16 protein-coding genes are annotated in these 15,353 nt (G+C 70.9%); 15 read left to right on the top strand and 1 reads right to left on the bottom strand.

Features of this window, described 5'->3' with window-relative positions:
• The 11 genes from AB0D18_RS23375 to AB0D18_RS23325 all read left to right on the top strand — a co-directional run bounded on the left by AB0D18_RS23375 (nt 1) and on the right by AB0D18_RS23325 (nt 8,784).
• Nucleotides 1-264 carry an acyl carrier protein gene (locus AB0D18_RS23375; RefSeq protein ID WP_362421713.1) on the top strand — a complete coding sequence of 88 codons (264 nt, stop codon included), beginning with the start codon at nt 1-3 and terminating at the stop codon, nt 262-264.
• 2 nt (nt 265-266) lie between these two features.
• A complete protein-coding gene (locus AB0D18_RS23370; RefSeq protein WP_362421710.1) occupies nt 267-1,340 on the top strand; it encodes an anthranilate phosphoribosyltransferase in 1,074 nt (357 codons plus the stop codon).
• Nucleotides 1,337-2,185 carry a tryptophan synthase subunit alpha gene (gene trpA, locus AB0D18_RS23365; protein ID WP_362421707.1) on the top strand — a complete coding sequence of 283 codons (849 nt, stop codon included), beginning with the start codon at nt 1,337-1,339 and terminating at the stop codon, nt 2,183-2,185. Before AB0D18_RS23370 ends, trpA begins: the two co-directional genes overlap by 4 nt.
• Nucleotides 2,182-2,556, top strand: a complete 375-nt coding sequence (locus AB0D18_RS23360; RefSeq protein WP_362421704.1) for an ectoine synthase — start codon at nt 2,182-2,184, stop codon at nt 2,554-2,556. The genes trpA and AB0D18_RS23360 overlap by 4 nt, the downstream gene beginning before the upstream one ends.
• A gap of 12 nt (nt 2,557-2,568) precedes the next feature.
• Complete coding sequence (locus AB0D18_RS23355; RefSeq protein ID WP_362421701.1) at nt 2,569-3,708, top strand: acyl-CoA dehydrogenase family protein; 1,140 nt, start codon at nt 2,569-2,571, stop codon at nt 3,706-3,708.
• Nucleotides 3,705-4,427 carry an N-(5'-phosphoribosyl)anthranilate isomerase gene (locus tag AB0D18_RS23350; protein WP_362421698.1) on the top strand — a complete coding sequence of 241 codons (723 nt, stop codon included), beginning with the start codon at nt 3,705-3,707 and terminating at the stop codon, nt 4,425-4,427. Before AB0D18_RS23355 ends, AB0D18_RS23350 begins: the two co-directional genes overlap by 4 nt.
• On the top strand, nt 4,424-5,131 hold the full coding sequence (locus AB0D18_RS23345; RefSeq protein ID WP_362421695.1) for an indole-3-glycerol-phosphate synthase: 708 nt from the start codon (nt 4,424-4,426) through the stop codon (nt 5,129-5,131). Before AB0D18_RS23350 ends, AB0D18_RS23345 begins: the two co-directional genes overlap by 4 nt.
• 25 nt (nt 5,132-5,156) lie before the next feature.
• Nucleotides 5,157-5,375: an MbtH family NRPS accessory protein gene (locus AB0D18_RS23340; RefSeq protein ID WP_362421692.1), complete on the top strand. Its 219-nt coding sequence runs from the start codon at nt 5,157-5,159 to the stop codon at nt 5,373-5,375.
• The gene (locus tag AB0D18_RS23335) at nt 5,372-6,556 is read left to right on the top strand and encodes a Glu/Leu/Phe/Val dehydrogenase dimerization domain-containing protein (RefSeq protein WP_362421689.1); all 1,185 of its coding nucleotides are present in this window, start codon (nt 5,372-5,374) and stop codon (nt 6,554-6,556) included. The genes AB0D18_RS23340 and AB0D18_RS23335 overlap by 4 nt, the downstream gene beginning before the upstream one ends.
• 56 nt (nt 6,557-6,612) lie before the next feature.
• Nucleotides 6,613-8,238, top strand: coding sequence for an AMP-binding protein (locus tag AB0D18_RS23330; RefSeq protein ID WP_362421686.1), 1,626 nt, complete (start codon nt 6,613-6,615; stop codon nt 8,236-8,238).
• Nucleotides 8,239-8,313: 75 nt separating this feature from the next.
• Entirely contained in the window at nt 8,314-8,784 is a 471-nt protein-coding gene (locus AB0D18_RS23325; RefSeq protein WP_362421683.1) for a hypothetical protein, read from the top strand.
• Between the two features lie 193 nt (nt 8,785-8,977).
• Here AB0D18_RS23325 and AB0D18_RS23320 read toward each other — a convergent pair whose 3' ends face one another.
• Nucleotides 8,978-9,508 (bottom strand): winged helix-turn-helix domain-containing protein, encoded by a 531-nt coding sequence (locus AB0D18_RS23320; protein WP_362421681.1) that lies wholly within the window; start codon nt 9,506-9,508, stop codon nt 8,978-8,980.
• 946 nt (nt 9,509-10,454) lie between these two features.
• On the opposite strand from AB0D18_RS23320, the gene AB0D18_RS23315 reads away from it, so the two are divergent.
• From AB0D18_RS23315 to AB0D18_RS23300, 4 genes are all read left to right on the top strand, one after another.
• On the top strand, nt 10,455-10,751 hold the full coding sequence (locus tag AB0D18_RS23315; RefSeq protein ID WP_362421679.1) for a YrhB domain-containing protein: 297 nt from the start codon (nt 10,455-10,457) through the stop codon (nt 10,749-10,751).
• A 287-nt stretch (nt 10,752-11,038) separates the two neighbouring features.
• Nucleotides 11,039-12,229, top strand: coding sequence for a cytochrome P450 (locus AB0D18_RS23310; protein ID WP_362421677.1), 1,191 nt, complete (start codon nt 11,039-11,041; stop codon nt 12,227-12,229).
• Between the two features lie 162 nt (nt 12,230-12,391).
• Complete coding sequence (locus tag AB0D18_RS23305) at nt 12,392-13,693, top strand: cytochrome P450 (RefSeq protein WP_362421675.1); 1,302 nt, start codon at nt 12,392-12,394, stop codon at nt 13,691-13,693.
• A 487-nt stretch (nt 13,694-14,180) separates the two neighbouring features.
• Nucleotides 14,181-15,305, top strand: a complete 1,125-nt coding sequence (locus tag AB0D18_RS23300; protein ID WP_362421673.1) for a hypothetical protein — start codon at nt 14,181-14,183, stop codon at nt 15,303-15,305.
• Nucleotides 15,306-15,353: the final 48 nt, after the last annotated feature.

Below are 15,353 nucleotides of genomic sequence, written 5' to 3'. Positions count from 1 at the left end.
ATGCAGCACATCGCGGTGGTCAAGCAGTTCATCATCGAGGAGTTCCTGCCGGACGTCAGCAGCAGCGAACTGGAATCCGACTACGACCTGCGGGCCGGCGGGGTCATCGACAGCCTCGGCATGCTCAAGACGATGGCCTGGCTGGAGGACCGATTCGATCTGCACGCCGAGCGGATCGACCTCAACCCCGACAACTTCCGTTCCGTCGAGGGGATCAGCACGTTCATCGAGCAGGTCCAGCGGCAGCAGGCGGAGGCCAAGTAGCCATGCACGAGGTGCCCTTGGCGCTGCTCACCCGGGACCGCCCCATTGAGCAGCAGATGTGGCGGTCCTTCTGGGACCGGCTGGACGAAGGCGGTCTCCAGCGGGGCGAGACGGTGGCGCTGCTGGCCTCGCTCTCCACCCGCATGCCGGACCAGGACACCCTGTGCGGGTTCCTGCGCTCACTGGACGAGCGCCGCCCGCGGCCCGTCGGCCGGCTGGACGGCACGGTCAACATCGTCGGCACCGGCGGCGGTCCCCGTACCTTCAACATCTCCACCGCTGCGGCGTTCGTCGCCGCCGCGATGGGGGTCCGCGTGGCCAAGACGGGCTCTCGCGCCCATACGAGCACCTGCGGTTCGTACGACCTGCTGGACCTGCTCGGCATCCCCCTGACCACCTCGTACGAGCAGACCGACGCCGTACTGGACCGGCACGGCATCGCCTTCCCCGGACCCTTCGTCTACCCCCGCGAGCTGATGCTGCTGGCCAAGAGCATCCTGCCGCTGGAGCTGCGGACGCTCGGGCAGTTCATCAACTCGGTCGGGCCGTTCCTGGCGGCGATGCCGGTCTCGCACCAGCTCATCGGCGTCGCCGACCATTCGCTGCTGCCGAGTCTGCGGTACGTCGCGGACAGCACGCCCGACAGGGGGATCTGGCTCTGCAGCAACGCCCTGGGAATCGACGAGCTGGTCAGCTCCGTCGACAACGTCATCCACAGGAACGACGGCACCGGTGGGACGTGGCTGCCCGCCGATGCGCCCGGCTCGACCTCGATCACCGATCTGCGACCAACCAGCCACCAAGACCAGGTGGTTGAGCAATTCCTTGAGGTGCTGTCCGGTGAGGGCGGGGAGCTCGCGACACGTACCGTCTGCCTGAACGCCGCCGCGCTGGCCGTCGCGAGCGGACTCACCGGCGAGTGGGCCGATGCGAGAGCGGCAGCCGAGGACGCTCTGATCAGCGGCGCCGCACTCGACCTCGTCACCAGGCTGCGGGCACAGCCGATGCCCACGGCGGCGGGCGCGGCTCCGGGCACGGCTGCGGGCACGGCTGCGTACGGAGTGGGCGCGCGGTGAGCGGGTTCTTCGCGCGGCGAGCACCCGGCCGGCCGGGCCTGGCCCTGTTCCTCAACGCCGGGGATCCACCGCTTCCCGTGCTGGCCGACCTCATGCGGATACTGGACGACTGCCGGGTGGACTGCCTGGAACTGGCCGTGCCCTTCCCCGACTCGGTCACCGACGGGGAGGTCAACAGGCGTTCCGCACAACGGGCGTTGGCGGACGGCGTCGGCCTCGACGAGGTGCTCGACTTCCTCGCCCGGGTCCGGCCCGGCCTCCGGCACTTACGGGTCGCGCTGCTGGCGGACTGGAGTCACACGGTCAAGCCCCTGCCACTGCCGGACTTCGCCGCCCGCGTCGCCGCCTCGGGTGCCGACGGGCTACTGGTCCACGGGCTGCCCCCACGGCTGCGCACCGGCCTCCGCGAAGCGGTACGGAACGTGGGGCTGCCCCTGGTGACCACCTGCTACGCGAGTTCGCCCGCAGAGGTGAAGGCTGAGGCAGCCGAGTACGCCACCGCGTATCTGTATCTGGTCGCCCACTACGGCCGCAGCGGCAGTACACCCACCGGCAGCACACCCACCGGTGATCCACGCCAACTGGCTGACAGCGTCCGGCTGTTGCGTCAGACGTCGAAAGCGCCCATCGCCGTCGGCTTCGGCATCCGGTCCAGGGCCGACATCGCCAGAGTCCACGACCTCGGCGCCGACGCCGCGATCGTGGGCAGCGCCGGAGTCGCCCGCATCGAGCACGCCCTCGCCCAACGGGCCGACGTGGTCGACGAGTTCCACGCCTTCGTGCACACCCTTCTTCCCGCACCCCCGATCAACGTCCCCCAGCCAGACAGGAGTTCCACCCCATGATTGTCCGACGACTTGACGAGGTGACGGCCGTGGACTGGGGCAACGGCCTCAGCCGCAGATTTCTGGTCGAAGCCGACGGCATGGGCTACTCGATGACCGACACCACGGTACGAGCGGGCAGCAAGTCCCGGCTGGAGTACCGGCGTCACCTCGAAGCGTGCTACTGCATCAGCGGCACGGGAGAAGTGGTGGATCCCGGCGGTACGTCACACCCGATCACACCCGGCACGTTCTACGCACTCGACCAGCACGACGCCCACTTCCTCATAGCGGGCCCTGACGAAGACCTCCGGCTGGTGTGCGTCTTCACGCCCGCGCTGCACGGCGGCGAACGGCACAGCCTGGACTCGTCCGAGTTCTCCCAGTACTGACGGGACCGACACATGATCAGATGGAACGCCGACCAGATCGCCCTGCGCGAGGGCCTCGGCCACTGGCACCAGGCGCTCAGCGCCGGCCATGTCGAGCGGGACGCCGCAGGTGTCTTCCCGTACGACCAGTGGAAGCTGATCCAGGAGTCCGGAATCCTCGGCCTGCCCTTCGACGAACAGTGGGGCGGACTCGGCCAGTCCCTGCTCACCACCATGTACGTACTGGAGGAGCTCGGCGCGGGATGCCGCGACGGCGGACTGAACTTCTCGGTCTCCACCCACATGGTCAGCGTCGGCGTCCCCCTGCAGCGCTTCGGATCGGAAGCGCTCAAGCAGCGCCATCTGCCCGGGATCTGCTCGGGGGAGACGATCGGGGCGCATGCGATCACCGAGACCGAGAGCGGCTCCGACGCGCTGGCCATGCGGACGACGGCGACCCGCGACGGCGACCACTTCGTACTGCGAGGCAGCAAGTGCTTCGTCAGCAACGGGCCAGTGGCCGATGTGTTCGTCGTTTACGCCCGCACACACCCGGAGGGAGGCCCGCTGGGCATCACCGCCTTCCTCGTGGAGCGGGACACCCCGGGGCTCTCCGTCGGGGCACCCGTCAGCAAGATGGGACTCAGGACCTCACCCCTGGGCGAACTGCACCTCGACGACTGCCGAGTTCCCGCTTCCGCCGTCATCGGCAGCGTCGGCACCGGCTTCCTGGTCATGGACCACGTGATGAAGTGGGAGATCCTCTGCTCCTTCATCATCAACACCGGACAGATGCGCTACCGGCTCGACCGTTGTGTCGAATACGCGCGAACGCGCACCCAGTTCGGGAGGCCGATCGGTGCGAACCAGGCGGTCGCCCACCGGATCGTGGACATGCGGACCGGTCTTGAGACCGCCCGGAAGTGGCTCTACGACACGGCGGTCCGGCTGACGGACGGCGAGAACGTCACGACGGACATCGCCACCAGCAAGCTGCTCGCGAGCGAGAACAACGTCGCCTCCGCACAGGCGGCCGTGCAGATCTTCGGAGGCCAGGGGTATCTCACCGAGTGCGGCCTGGAGAAGGACCTGCGGGACGCGACGGCGAGCACCATCTACTCGGGCACCTCGGAGATCCAGCGCAATCGCATCGCGTCGATGCTGGGGTTGTGACGCCGGTGCTGATCAAGATCTGCGGCGCCACCTCGGCCGGGGAGATGGAACTCCTCGCCTCGGCGGGAGCCGATCTCGTCGGTCTGTGGCACGGCGTTCCGGGTGGCCGTGCGGACCTGCCCCTGGCGGAACTGGCCGCATTGGCAGCGGCCGCACACCGCACCGAGCGGCTCCGCCCCGTCCTGGTCACCTTCCTGAACGACGTCGGCGAACTGAGCGTCGCGTTGACCTCCGCCCGGGTCGACTGGGTCCAGCTGCACGGCTACCAGCCGCCCGGCACGGTCCGGGCGCTGAAGAGCGCGGGAGACTTCACCGTGGTCAAGGTCGTACACCTCGGTGCGAAGACCGCGAAGGGTGCGGGCACGTGCCCGGAGCTGCCCCTGATCCCGTCGTACGAGCGGGCGGGCACGGATCTCTTCCTGCTGGACGCGGCGGCCGAGGACGGCCGTATCGGCAGCACGGCGCAACAGGTGGACGGCCACGCCGTCCTGGAGGTCGTCGAGCGGATGACGCGGCCGTTCCTGCTCGCCGGTGGCATCTCGGGGGACAACCGGGCGGACTACCGGGCCGTGCTGGAGCACCCCCTGTTCCGGGGGATCGACGTGGACACGGCGGCCAAGGACCCCGGCAGCGGGTGGATACGGGCCGAGCGGGTCACGGCCGTGGTCCGGGGCTGGCGAGCGGGGGACGACGGCACGAGGGCGGGGACGGGGGTATGACGGGTATGACGGGCGGGTTCATCGAGGCGCTGCTGGGCGCCCGCCGACCGGTGATCATGGAGCTCAAGCGCCAGGACGCCACGGGCCGCGACCTCTTCGGCGGACGGTCCGTCGAACGTATCGTCGCCGAGTACGAGGACGCCGGCGCCCCCTGTCTCTCCGTGGTGACCGGCCACTGGTTCGGCGGCACCCGAGGCCTCCTGCACGAGGTCGTGCGGGCCACCCAACTCCCCGTACTGCAAAAGGACTTCATCACCCGCCGAAGCCAGTTGGAGCAGGCCGGGGAGGACGGTGTGTCCGCCGTCCTGCTGACCGCCGCACTCCTGCCGAGATCCACCCTGGGCAACCTCGTCGAACACAGCGTGCGGCTCGGTCTGACCCCGTTCGTCGAGGTGACGACCGAGGCGGAGACGCTCCGTGTGCCGCGCGGCGAGGACTGTGTGATCGCGGTCAACAACAAGGACATCGCGACCCGCGAACGCGGCACGGCGAATCTCGGACGGAGCTCGGAACTCCTGCCGGCGTTGCAGCGCACCGGCACCTCCTGCCCGGTCAGCGCCGGCGGCATCGAGCATCCGGACGTCGCTGCCCAGCTGGTACGGGAGGGCTTCGCCGGAGTGCTCATCGGTACGGGACTCCTGCGCACGAACAGCCTGTCGGACTGGCTCGACGACTTCGACCGTGCCCACCCGGCACGGTCCTGAACACCCCACACCCGGAGGAAATCGCATGAGCAGCACCAGCACGGTCGAACAGTGGAAGGTCGTCGTCAACGACGAGGAGCAGTACTCGCTCTGGAGCGCCGACCGCGAGTCCCCGGCAGGCTGGCACGAGGCCGGCGTGCAGGGCGCGAAGGACGAGTGCCTCGCGCACATCGAGCGCGTCTGGACCGACATGCGCCCCCGGAGCCTCCGGCTGCGCAGCGCTGCGGAAGCGGGTGCCGAGTGAACCAGGCACTCGCACCGGCGGGTCAGGCCGGTCAGGCGGGCCAGGCGGGCCAGGCTGGTCCGACCCGCCCCATGCTCTCCACCACCCTGCGCATGGAGCCGTACGAAGCCCAGGCATGGGTCGTCGTCGACCGGATGGTCGGCGGGCTGGCCATGGGCGGCACCAGGATGACCGCGACCGTGACCGAGCAGGAGCTGGCCCACCTCGCCAGGGCCATGACCCACAAACTGGCGCTCGTCGGCCTGCCCATCGGGGGCGCCAAGGCCGGCATAGCGCCCGCCCCCGGCTCGCCCGTCCAACGCCCGGAGCTGATGCGGGAGTTCGGCCGAGCCGCAGCCCCCTTGCTGCACGGAGGCGTCTACCTCGGCTGCGACCAGGGCACCACCTACGCAGACCGGCAGGTGGCCTTCGAGGCCGCCGGATACGACGTCGCCCACAGGCAGGGCGCGACCCGGCTCACCGTCGGCTGGGACGAACTGTGGACCCACATGGCCGACATCACCGGGTACGGCGTGGCCGTCGCGGTGCTCGGCGCCCTGCACGCGGCCGGTACGCGGACCCCGCAGCGCATCGTGATCCAGGGGTTCGGCACGGTCGGGCGCGCGGTGGCCCGCCATCTGGCCGACCACGGGCACCGAGTGGTGGCCGTGGCCGACATACGGGGCACGATCGAGGATCAGCACGGGCTGCCGGTCGACGCCCTCACCGAGATCACCAGCAGCGACGGCACCGTTGACCGGACACGGCTGCCCGCGACGGTCCGGGTGCACTCGTCCGGGCAGGCGTGGCTGCACGTCGACGCCGACGTCCTCGTACTCGCGGCATCCGCGTCGGCGGTCAGGGAGGACACGGTGCCCGAGGTCCGGGCCCCGATGGTGGTCGAGGGCGGCAACATGAGCTGCACGGAACCGGCCCGCCGACTCCTGCGCGAGTCGGGGCACATCGTCCTGCCGGACGTGGTCGTGAACGTGGGCGGTGCGGCGGCAACCGGCTGTGTCCTCGCCGGAATCGCCCCGTCCGGCCTGCCGCTGCCACGCCTGTCCGCATGGCTGCGGGCATGGATCGCGGCCAGGATCACCAGGAACTGCGAGCTCGTCCAGGAGCTGCACACCTCGGGCAGCACCGACCCGGTCGCACACCTGCTGACCGCGAAGGGGGCATGGTACTCCGCGGGCCGATGACCGAAAGAGCCCCCCTGTGAGGCCATAGCCCCCGAACGGCATGTTTGCATATGTTCATGATCGTTAACGAACAGAAGACAGACGGGCCGCGGACGTACGTGGACCACATCCTGGAGCACTGGCACGAGGACGAGGACGCCGAGGCGCTCGTCCAGGGTGCGCAGCGGCTGACCCGGGGGCAGGCGCGGCGGCGGCTGTACCGGCTGGGGCACGCGCTGCGCGGCCAGGGGCTCGTGCCCGGCGACGGAGTGGGGCTTTTTCTGGCCAACCGGGTGGACTCCGTCCTGGTGCAGCTCGCGGTCCATCTCATCGGCTGCCGCGTCGTGTTCCTGCCGCCCGAGCCGGGCCCCGGCGAGCTCGCCGCGCTGGTCGAGCAGTCCCGGGCGCGCGCCGTGGTCACCGACCCGCTCTTCGCGCAGCGGGCCGCCGACGCCGCCGGCCGCAGCGTCCACGCCCCCGTACTGCTCAGCCTCGGTCCCTGTGAGCAGCCGTGCACGGACCTGCTGGCGCTGGCGGACGAGTGCCCGGAGGTGCGCCCCGACGGCGTGCCCGCGCCGGGGGCGGACGAGGCCGTCACCGTCCTCTACACCGGCGGCACCCTGGGCCGCCCCAAGCTCGCCGCACACAGCCGCCGGCTCTACGACGCGCTGGTGGACCTGGTGGAGGGCGCCCCGGACGACTCCCGGCCGGCCGTCTTCCGGAGCAGTGAACCGGGCACGGAAGCGGGCACGGAGCGCGTGCTCGCCGCCACACTGCTCACGCACGGCAGCGGCCACCTCACCACGATTCAGGCCCTGGTGACGGGGTCCGTCCTCGTCGTGCTGCCCGAGTTCGAAGCGGGCGCGGCGCTGGAGGTGCTGCGCGAGGAGCGGATCACCGCCACCATGTTCGTACCGCCGATGCTGTACGCACTCCTCGACCACCCGGAGTGCGCGCCGGGGGCCCTTCCCGCACTGCGGCGGATCGTCGTCGGGGGCGCGGCCACGTCGCCCAGCCGGCTGCAGCAGACGGTCGAGGTCTTCGGGCCCGTACTCAGCCAGGGCTACGGGCAGTCGGAGGCGCTCGGCATCGCCGCGTTCGGCGCGGAGGAACTCGCCTCGCAGGGAGCCGGGCGGCCCGAGCTCTGGCGCAGCTGCGGTCGCGCGATATCCGACACCGAGATCGAGATCCGTGCCGAAGGCAGTACGGCGGCGCTGCCCGCCCGGCAGGTCGGCGAGGTGGTCGTCCGGGGCGAGACGGTGATGCTCGGCTACTACGAGGACCCGGAACGCACCGCCGAGGCGCTGCAGGACGACTGGCTGCGCACCGGGGACATGGGCTACCTCGACGCCGAGGGGTACCTCTATCTCGTCGACCGGGCCAAGGACATCATCGTCACCGGCAGCACCAGCGACAACGTCTACTCCCGGGTCCTGGAGGACTTCCTGCTCACACTGCCCGGTGTGCGCAACGCGGCGGCGCTCGGCGTACCCGACGAGGAGTACGGGGAGGCCGTACAGATCTTCCTGGCCACGGCCGAGGGCGCCGACGTCGACCCGGATGCCGTCAGCGCCTCGGTGATCGCCGAGTTGGGAGAGCTGTACACGCCCCGCAGGACGGTCCTGCTGGACCGGCTGCCGACGACCAAGGTCGGCAAGGTGGACAAGAAGGCGCTGCGCGCCGCATGGGTGACCGCGACCTGATCGCCCGCTGAGAAAGCCCGGGACACGGTGCGGCGGTGTGCCTCGCGGCAGCGGTGACCCCACTGGGACGGTGGCATGCGCCGCTGCGCGCCCTCGCGGCCGTCCTGCTGCTCGTGCCCGGGGCGGCCGCGGCGCCCGGGGCGCGCTGGCGGCCTGCCGTTCGGCCTCCTCGGCGGCGGCGGTACGCTCCCGCAACGCCCGTACCAGCCGCTCCTGCTGGCCGACGGCAGCACGGCCGGGCAGGAGCACGGTGGTGGCGGCGAGCACCGCGCCGAGGGCGAGGCCGTAGGGGTAGCGGTCGATCCCGGAGTACGGGGCGAACACCGCGCAGCCGACGGAGGCGAGGGCACCGCCCACGAGCAGCAGCACGGTGCTGCGCCGGGCGACAGCGGCCTGCCGGGGCGCTGCTTACCGGGCGACGGCGGTGAGCAGCCCCACGGCCGGGACCACGCCCACGACGGCTGCGAGCCCGAGCGCGGAGGTGACGGGATGCCGCCGCCGCACGACGAGCAGGCCGATCGCGAGCAGGGCGAGCAGTACCCGTAGAGCGGCGGGAGGGAGGGCATACGGCCGATTGTCGGGCACCGTGGGGCGGGGGCCGTGCGCCTGGAGGCTGAGCGGGGCCTCTGCCTTTCGGTAGAGAGGCACCTTGGGGAGACGTACCCCGGCGGGCCGTCCCGTGCAGTGCGCGCTCAGAACCCGCGCGCCCAGGTCGGCTCCGGCTCCGACTGCGGGCGGTTCAGACGACGTACCGGTAGCCCACGCCCCGTACCGTCTCGATCGCTTTACGGTACGGAGAACCCAGCTTGCGGCGCAGACGCGCGATGTGGACGTCGATGGTCCGGTGGTCCGCCGGGTAGCGGCGCCCCCACAGTTCGGCGTGCAGCCGCTCGCGGGTGTGGACGCGCCAGGGATGTGCGACGAGGTGGGCGAGGAGGTCGAACTCCAGCCGGGTGAAGTGCAGTCGGCGCCCCGCGACCGCCACGGTCCGGGTCTCGGCGTCCACCTGGATCTGCTGCGCGGCGGGCGGGCCGGCGACCGGGCCGGCGGGCGGGGGGCCGGCGGGCGTTTCCACGTCGGTGGGCACGAGTACGAGGTACCCGGCCAGGGGTGGCCTGCCCGGTGGGGCCGGCAGCGCGGATTCCGGTATCTCGAACCAGGTGGCACCGGCCAACTCGCCCCACGGGGCCGGCGGGCCGTCGGCCCGGTGCAGTTCCGGAAGGTCCGGCTCGGGGGAGAAGCCGGGATTGGGCGAACGGGTTGTGCTCACAGAGAGACCGCATCCTCTCTCGGGACCCGCGGTGCATCGGGTACACGTCGCTCCGAGTCCGCAGGTATGGGGGCATCTTGGAGGTCCTACGCCCGGCTGACACTACAGGTGACGAGGAGAATTCGGAAAGTAACTTCCGGAAGGCGAGATTCTATGGCCGGATTTGAATGCGGTCTTCCGGATGACACCGCCACCGGTTCCGCAGGCGCCCCAAGGGCGTTGCGCAGTACGGCCGATGGGGGGCCGTGCCCCTGGTGATCGACAGGTTGCGGGCATGGTGGCGCACGACGGTGTGGCCGTCGCAGGGGTGGATGTCGACGGCAGGGGCTGGTCCGGCACGCGGGTCTGGGTGGAGGAGCGTGCGGGCGGGGGACGCCGCGTCGACGCTGTCGAGCGATGTGCCGGTGGCGGCACTCCACGAGGTTGATGCGACGGCGGTGCACTGCGACCACCCGTCGTTGCTGATGTCGCTGCTGCCCGGCAGTGTGCGGCTGGACGAGCAGGGGGCGGGGCTGCGGACCGAACTCCTGGCCCGCCAACTCGTCGGGACCCACCGGGGGCGGGTCCCGGCCGAGGCCCGGCCGCGGGCGTACCAGGCCTGGACGTCGCTCGACCGGGTCCAGCTACCCCCATCCACCGAGCCGCCGGACCTGTGGCAGCGCGTCGTGGACGTCATGCCGGACAGCAGAGGTGATGTGGGTGAGTTCCATGGCTTGACGCCAACGGGCGGCCAGGGCGCGGCCGGTCGCTCTGTGCTGCGGGCGGATTGTGCGCAGCGTGAACGGCAGGCCGTGGAACGTACCGGGCTGTTCGGGGTGTCCGAGCCGGCGGCGGACCGCACCCCCGACCGCCTCGGGCCGACAGCTACGATGACGGGATTTGCGACCGTGGCCCGTACGAGAATGTCCTGTACAGGAAGGTCTTGTACAGGAATGGGGTGGGGCAAATGCTCAGCAGAGCCGAGGCGGTGGACGCTGCCGCCGTGCTTCTCAGGAGGGTTTATCCGGAGAAGGTGGATTCGCTGGTCCTGATTCCGGAGAAGTGCGTCGACCACCCCTACGGCTGGGCGGTGCGCTTCGACTTCAGGGAGCACATGGAGTCCGGGGACTGGCTGCAGTCGCCGATCACCAGCGTCGCCGTCGTTCCGCACGACGGCAGCAGGGCTCACTTCCCGCCCAGTGTGTTTCCGGTGGAGGAGTACATGAGCCGGCGCGCCTCGGGCGACTGGCCGCCCAAGGCGTAGCCCAAGGAGTAGCCAAGGCGTAGCGCAAGGAGTAGCCAAGGCGTAGCGCAAGGAGTGGCCGAGGCGTAGCGCAAGGAATTGCGCAAGGTGCAACTGAGACGCGACTCGGTCGAGCGCGCCTTCCGGCCATGCAACAGGCAAAGTCCGCAGGTGACTTCACAGCGCGGTTCCGGCGGAGGAGGCTCTCCAGCAAGCGGTCCGGCGTCACCGGGACTCGTGCGCCTGGTGGCCGGGCTCGGCCCACCGAGTGTGCGGTGCCGGCCGGCTGCTCGATCGAGGGAGATGCCATGGCCCGGTCGGCCGAAGGCGGAACGACTCGAAGGCACCGTAGCGCCGCCGCCTACCGGCGCGATCCGCTGGAGTTCCTGGCCGAGGAGTTCGGGGGCACCCGGGACGTCTGGCGCTCGGCGTCGGGCCGGCTCTGCGTGGCCGGCCCGCAGGCGGCCCGCGAAGTGCTGGGCAACCGGCAGGGCGCCTTCGTGGAGACCTCCGACTTCTTCCACACCCGTACCGGGGTCTTCGGTCCCAGAGCGGCACAGATCGACATCGGACGCGCGGCCCGCGGTCTGCTGCGCCGCCAACTCGACGCCCGCCGCGCGGACTTGCCCCGCCTGGTCGGCGCGCGGCTCGCACCCGTAAGCAGCTGGCCGGATGCGGGCAACCTGCTGATCCGCGAGCACTTGCGGGACGTACTCCTGTGCCCGGATGCTCCCGCGGAGCTGCACGGAGCGGTCGACGGCATCGTCGCCCGCGCGGTTCTGGCAGGCGCACGGGAGCGCCATTCGGCCCTGTCCCGGCTCCGGTTCCGCCGCAGGGCGATGGGCCTCCTGGTCCGGGAGACCGAGGCGCGCCGCAGCACCGGCCCCTGCGCCGGGGCCGACGAACCGCGCGACCTGCTGGACGTTGCCGTCGCCGGTGCCGGACCGTCCGCGGATCCCGGCCAAGTGGCCGAGGTCTACCTGTCGTTCCTGTTCGCCACGGTCGGCTCGATCGGCTTCGCCCTCGGCTGGTCGGTCTACCTCGCCGGTACGCACCCGGCCACCGCCGACGACGAACCGGCGTGGATCGTCCGTGAAGCGCTGCGACTGTGGCCGGTGGCCTGGCTGTTCGCCCGTACGCCCAGCCGCGTGCACGAGCTGGCCGACGTCACGGCCGGCCCGCGCGACGAGGTCAACGTGTGCCTGTACCTCGTGCACCGCCACCCTCGGCACTGGGAGCGCCCGGACGAGTTCGTACCGCACCGCTGGGCGGCACCTCCGCACGAGCCGGCCTTCATGCCCTTCGGGTTCGGCACGCACTCCTGCGCCGGGGCGACCGTGACGATGTCGCTGCTGGAGGACCTCATCCGCATCATCACCCGCGACTGGCACCTGTCCGTCACACCGAGCGGCGGCGGGCCCCACCTGGGGCCCGCGCTGGCTCCGCCGCGTTTCACCGCGGAGCTGCACCACCGAGCCGCCGCTCCGGAAAGGAGGTGAATGACATGAGGAAACTCGTTCGCACGGCCAAGTCGGTCCTCAACATCCGGGCCGGATACGGATGGCACCAGTTCTGGTACCTCTAGCACCACATCTGATCGGAACCGGTGGGGGCGGTCGCCGGCCAGGCGGCTGCCCCCACCGGCCGGGAGAGGCCGTGCCATGACCACACCGCACCACGGCGAGGACTTCCTGCACGACCTGCGGCTGCGCAGCGCGGCCGAGGGCGGGGTCTTCTGGCTGGAGGACGGCCCGCTCGCCGTCTTCGAACCGGCCGCCGCACGCCTGGTGAGCCGTACGAACTGGGACGGCCTGGTCATGTCCGACCGCCTCGTCGACATGATCCGGCGCCGGCACAGCACACCGGTTCCGTGGAGCCGGATACGCGCCGCCTGGCTCACCCAACTGCACACGCTCACCACCGGCGAGCACACCGCCGAAATGATCACCCGGATGGAACGGGTCATCGACACCCGGCTCGGCGACGCCCAGCCCATCGACACGCGGCCCGGCCACGCCAGGCCCATCGACGACTCGCCCGGCGACGACCCGCCCGGTGAGGACATCGACCTCGTCCTGCTCGCCCAGGACATCGCCGTGCAGTCCGTCCTGCCGGTCGCGCTGTCCGGCCTCACCGCCCGCGAATCGGCCCTGATCACACAGGACTTGCAGCAGAAACTGCTGCGTCTGATAGACCGTCACCCCGGCCGCGGGCTGCACCATCACGTACGGTTCGCCGCCGTGCAGATCCGGGCAGGGCTGGTGGTACGACGGGTGTTGCGCGACCGCGCCTCGGGCCGCCGGGTACGCGAACCGGACCTCGCCGACCCGATCGTCGACCTGCTCCCCGAACTCGGCATGGACCGTGCGCTCGACGTCGTCACCGCCGTACTCACCGCGATCGGCGGACCGCCCGGCTCCGCCGCCGCGAGCGTGCTGTACGAATTCGTCCGCAACCCGCAGTGGGCCCAGCGGCTCGGCCGCGAACTGCACGGCCTGGACCGGGCCGAGTTCTGCGGCGCACCGGCCAAGGCGGCACCGGTCACGTACCGGTTCGTCAAGGAAGTGCTGCGCATGTGGAGCCCCCCGCTCCTGCTGGTGCGCCACGCCCGGGTCTCGTCCGACGTTGGCCCCGCCCGGCTGGAGAAGGGGCAGAGCTACCTGGTCAGCCCGCACATGATCCACCGCGATCCCCGGGTCTGGCAGCAGGCCGACACCTTCGACCCCGACCGCTTCCTGCCCGGCGCACCGCACGGGCCGGTCGACCGGACCTGCTACGTACCGTTCGGCTGGGCGCCGAAGAAGTGCATCGGCGCGGACATCGGCACCGTCCAGCTGATGGCCCTGTGCTACCTGATGTGCACCCGCTACCGTCTCACGGTCCCGGACGCCGGCGCCGTCACCATGGCCTGCCGCTTCGCCCCCGTACCGCAGCACTTCCGGGGACACATCGCCCTGGCATGACGGGGAGCACCGGCGCCACCAACGGTACGGCGCGCGCGAGCCCGGCCCCGACCCGCGCGAGCCCGGCCCTGACCCGCGCGACCCGGCCCGACCCGCGCGAACCCCGCCTGGCCGCCCCGCAGTTGACCTCCCTGCCCGGCACTACTTGGCCAATCGGCCACGTGGATTTCGAGTCCTGCCGCACGATCCCCTGCGCACCTCCACCCGCAGTCCGCAGGCCGCCCGGCATGCGCGGTCCGCCGGCGGGAATACCGTGCCGACAGCCGACATGTCCGAAAGGCGTCAGTGGAACGTTTTCTTCGCTTCTGCGGCGATGACAGGTCGGCGAGGCGGTGCCAGAGTGTGCACGCACGCACGTGTGCGGGAGCCCGGCCGGACCCGTTGCCCCACCCTGGTGTCCGCAGTCCTCGGCGCCAGGACCGAGAGCACATCTCACTTCAGCACGCCCCGCCCGCTGATACCGGGCGCGGGCCGGAGAGGGAATGCGATGGGAACGTGGAAGTGGAACGACCAGGAGAGGCCCACCACCACGGTCGGTGTCCGGGCCACCGCAGGTGCCGTCACCATGAAGGACGATCCACAGGCCGCCCAGCGGCCGTACGTCTTCGTGCGCGGCTACGACTCGGCGCTGCACGTCAACTGGTGGGACGGCAAGGCGTGGCACTGGAGCAACCAGGGCACGCCGGCCGGGCGCACCGTCATCGAGAAGGTCGGGGCCCTCACGGTCCAGGACACCCCGAGCGCGCAGCAGCGCCCGTACGCCTTCGTCATCACCGACGACTCCAAGCTGTACGTGAACTGGTGGGACGGCTCCAAGTGGCAATGGAGCGACCAGGGCGCACCGAGCGGGCGACGCGTCCGTGAAGGCGTCGGCGTCGTCTCCGTCCAGGACAGCCCGAGCGCGGCGCAGCGCCCGTACGTGTTCGTCCTCACCGACGACTTCCGGCTCTGGGTGAACTGGTGGGACGGCTCCAAGTGGCACTGGAGCGACCAGGGAGCGCCGCCGAACCACACCATCTCCCGCCCCCTCGGCGTCACCACCATGAAGAACGACCCGAACGCCTTCACCCGCCCCTACGCGTTCGTCATCACCGAGGACTCCCGGGTCTGGGTGAACTGGTGGGACGGCTCCAAGTGGCACTGGAGCGACCAGGGCGCACCTTCGGGACAGCCGGTCAAGAAGGCCGTCGGCGTCATCAGCGTCCAGAACGACCCGAACGCGCAGCAGCGGCCCTACGCCTTCGTCGAGGGCTACGACTCGCAGCTGTACGTGAACTGGTGGGACGGCTCCAAGTGGCACTGGAGCGCGCAGGGTGCGCCCAACGGCCGGCTCGTCCTGGACTCCGTCGGCGTGGTCACGATGAAGGACGACACGAACGCCTTCACCCGCCCGTACGTCTTCGTCATCGCCGACGACTCGAAGCTGTACGTCAACTGGTGGGACGGCAAGACCTGGCACTGGACCGCCCAGAACACCCCGCCCGGACGTGTCGTCGAACGCCCCGGCGAGGCGCTCACCGTGCAGGACAACGTGAACGCCACGCAGCGCCCGTACGCCTTCGTCATCACCGATGACTCCGACCTGTGGGTCAACTGGTGGTCGCTGCCCTGATCCAGCCGCACGACACAGGGCGGGCCGCCGGGAATTCCCGGCGGCCCG

The organism is Streptomyces sp. NPDC048442, from assembly GCF_040651475.1.
Lineage (GTDB): Bacteria > Actinomycetota > Actinomycetes > Streptomycetales > Streptomycetaceae > Streptomyces.
The sequence above is the reverse complement of the archived record's forward strand: the minus strand, read 5'-3'. Positions and strand labels throughout refer to the sequence as shown.

Bases quoted from the DNA above. Each gene is read 5' to 3' on its own strand.
- AB0D18_RS23310 (WP_362421677.1), top strand. From the start codon at position 11,039: ATGGCCCGGTCGGCCGAAGGCGGAACGACTCGAAGGCACCGTAGCGCC.
- AB0D18_RS23315 (WP_362421679.1), top strand. From the start codon at position 10,455: ATGCTCAGCAGAGCCGAGGCGGTGGACGCTGCCGCCGTGCTTCTCAGG.
- AB0D18_RS23330 (WP_362421686.1), top strand. From the start codon at position 6,613: ATGATCGTTAACGAACAGAAGACAGACGGGCCGCGGACGTACGTGGAC.
- AB0D18_RS23305 (WP_362421675.1), top strand. From the start codon at position 12,392: ATGACCACACCGCACCACGGCGAGGACTTCCTGCACGACCTGCGGCTG.
- AB0D18_RS23355 (WP_362421701.1), top strand. From the start codon at position 2,569: ATGATCAGATGGAACGCCGACCAGATCGCCCTGCGCGAGGGCCTCGGC.
- AB0D18_RS23340 (WP_362421692.1), top strand. From the start codon at position 5,157: ATGAGCAGCACCAGCACGGTCGAACAGTGGAAGGTCGTCGTCAACGAC.
- AB0D18_RS23360 (WP_362421704.1), top strand. From the start codon at position 2,182: ATGATTGTCCGACGACTTGACGAGGTGACGGCCGTGGACTGGGGCAAC.
- AB0D18_RS23325 (WP_362421683.1), top strand. From the start codon at position 8,314: ATGCGCCGCTGCGCGCCCTCGCGGCCGTCCTGCTGCTCGTGCCCGGGG.
- AB0D18_RS23370 (WP_362421710.1), top strand. From the start codon at position 267: ATGCACGAGGTGCCCTTGGCGCTGCTCACCCGGGACCGCCCCATTGAG.
- AB0D18_RS23300 (WP_362421673.1), top strand. From the start codon at position 14,181: ATGGGAACGTGGAAGTGGAACGACCAGGAGAGGCCCACCACCACGGTC.
- AB0D18_RS23375 (WP_362421713.1), top strand. From the start codon at position 1: ATGCAGCACATCGCGGTGGTCAAGCAGTTCATCATCGAGGAGTTCCTG.
- AB0D18_RS23345 (WP_362421695.1), top strand. From the start codon at position 4,424: ATGACGGGTATGACGGGCGGGTTCATCGAGGCGCTGCTGGGCGCCCGC.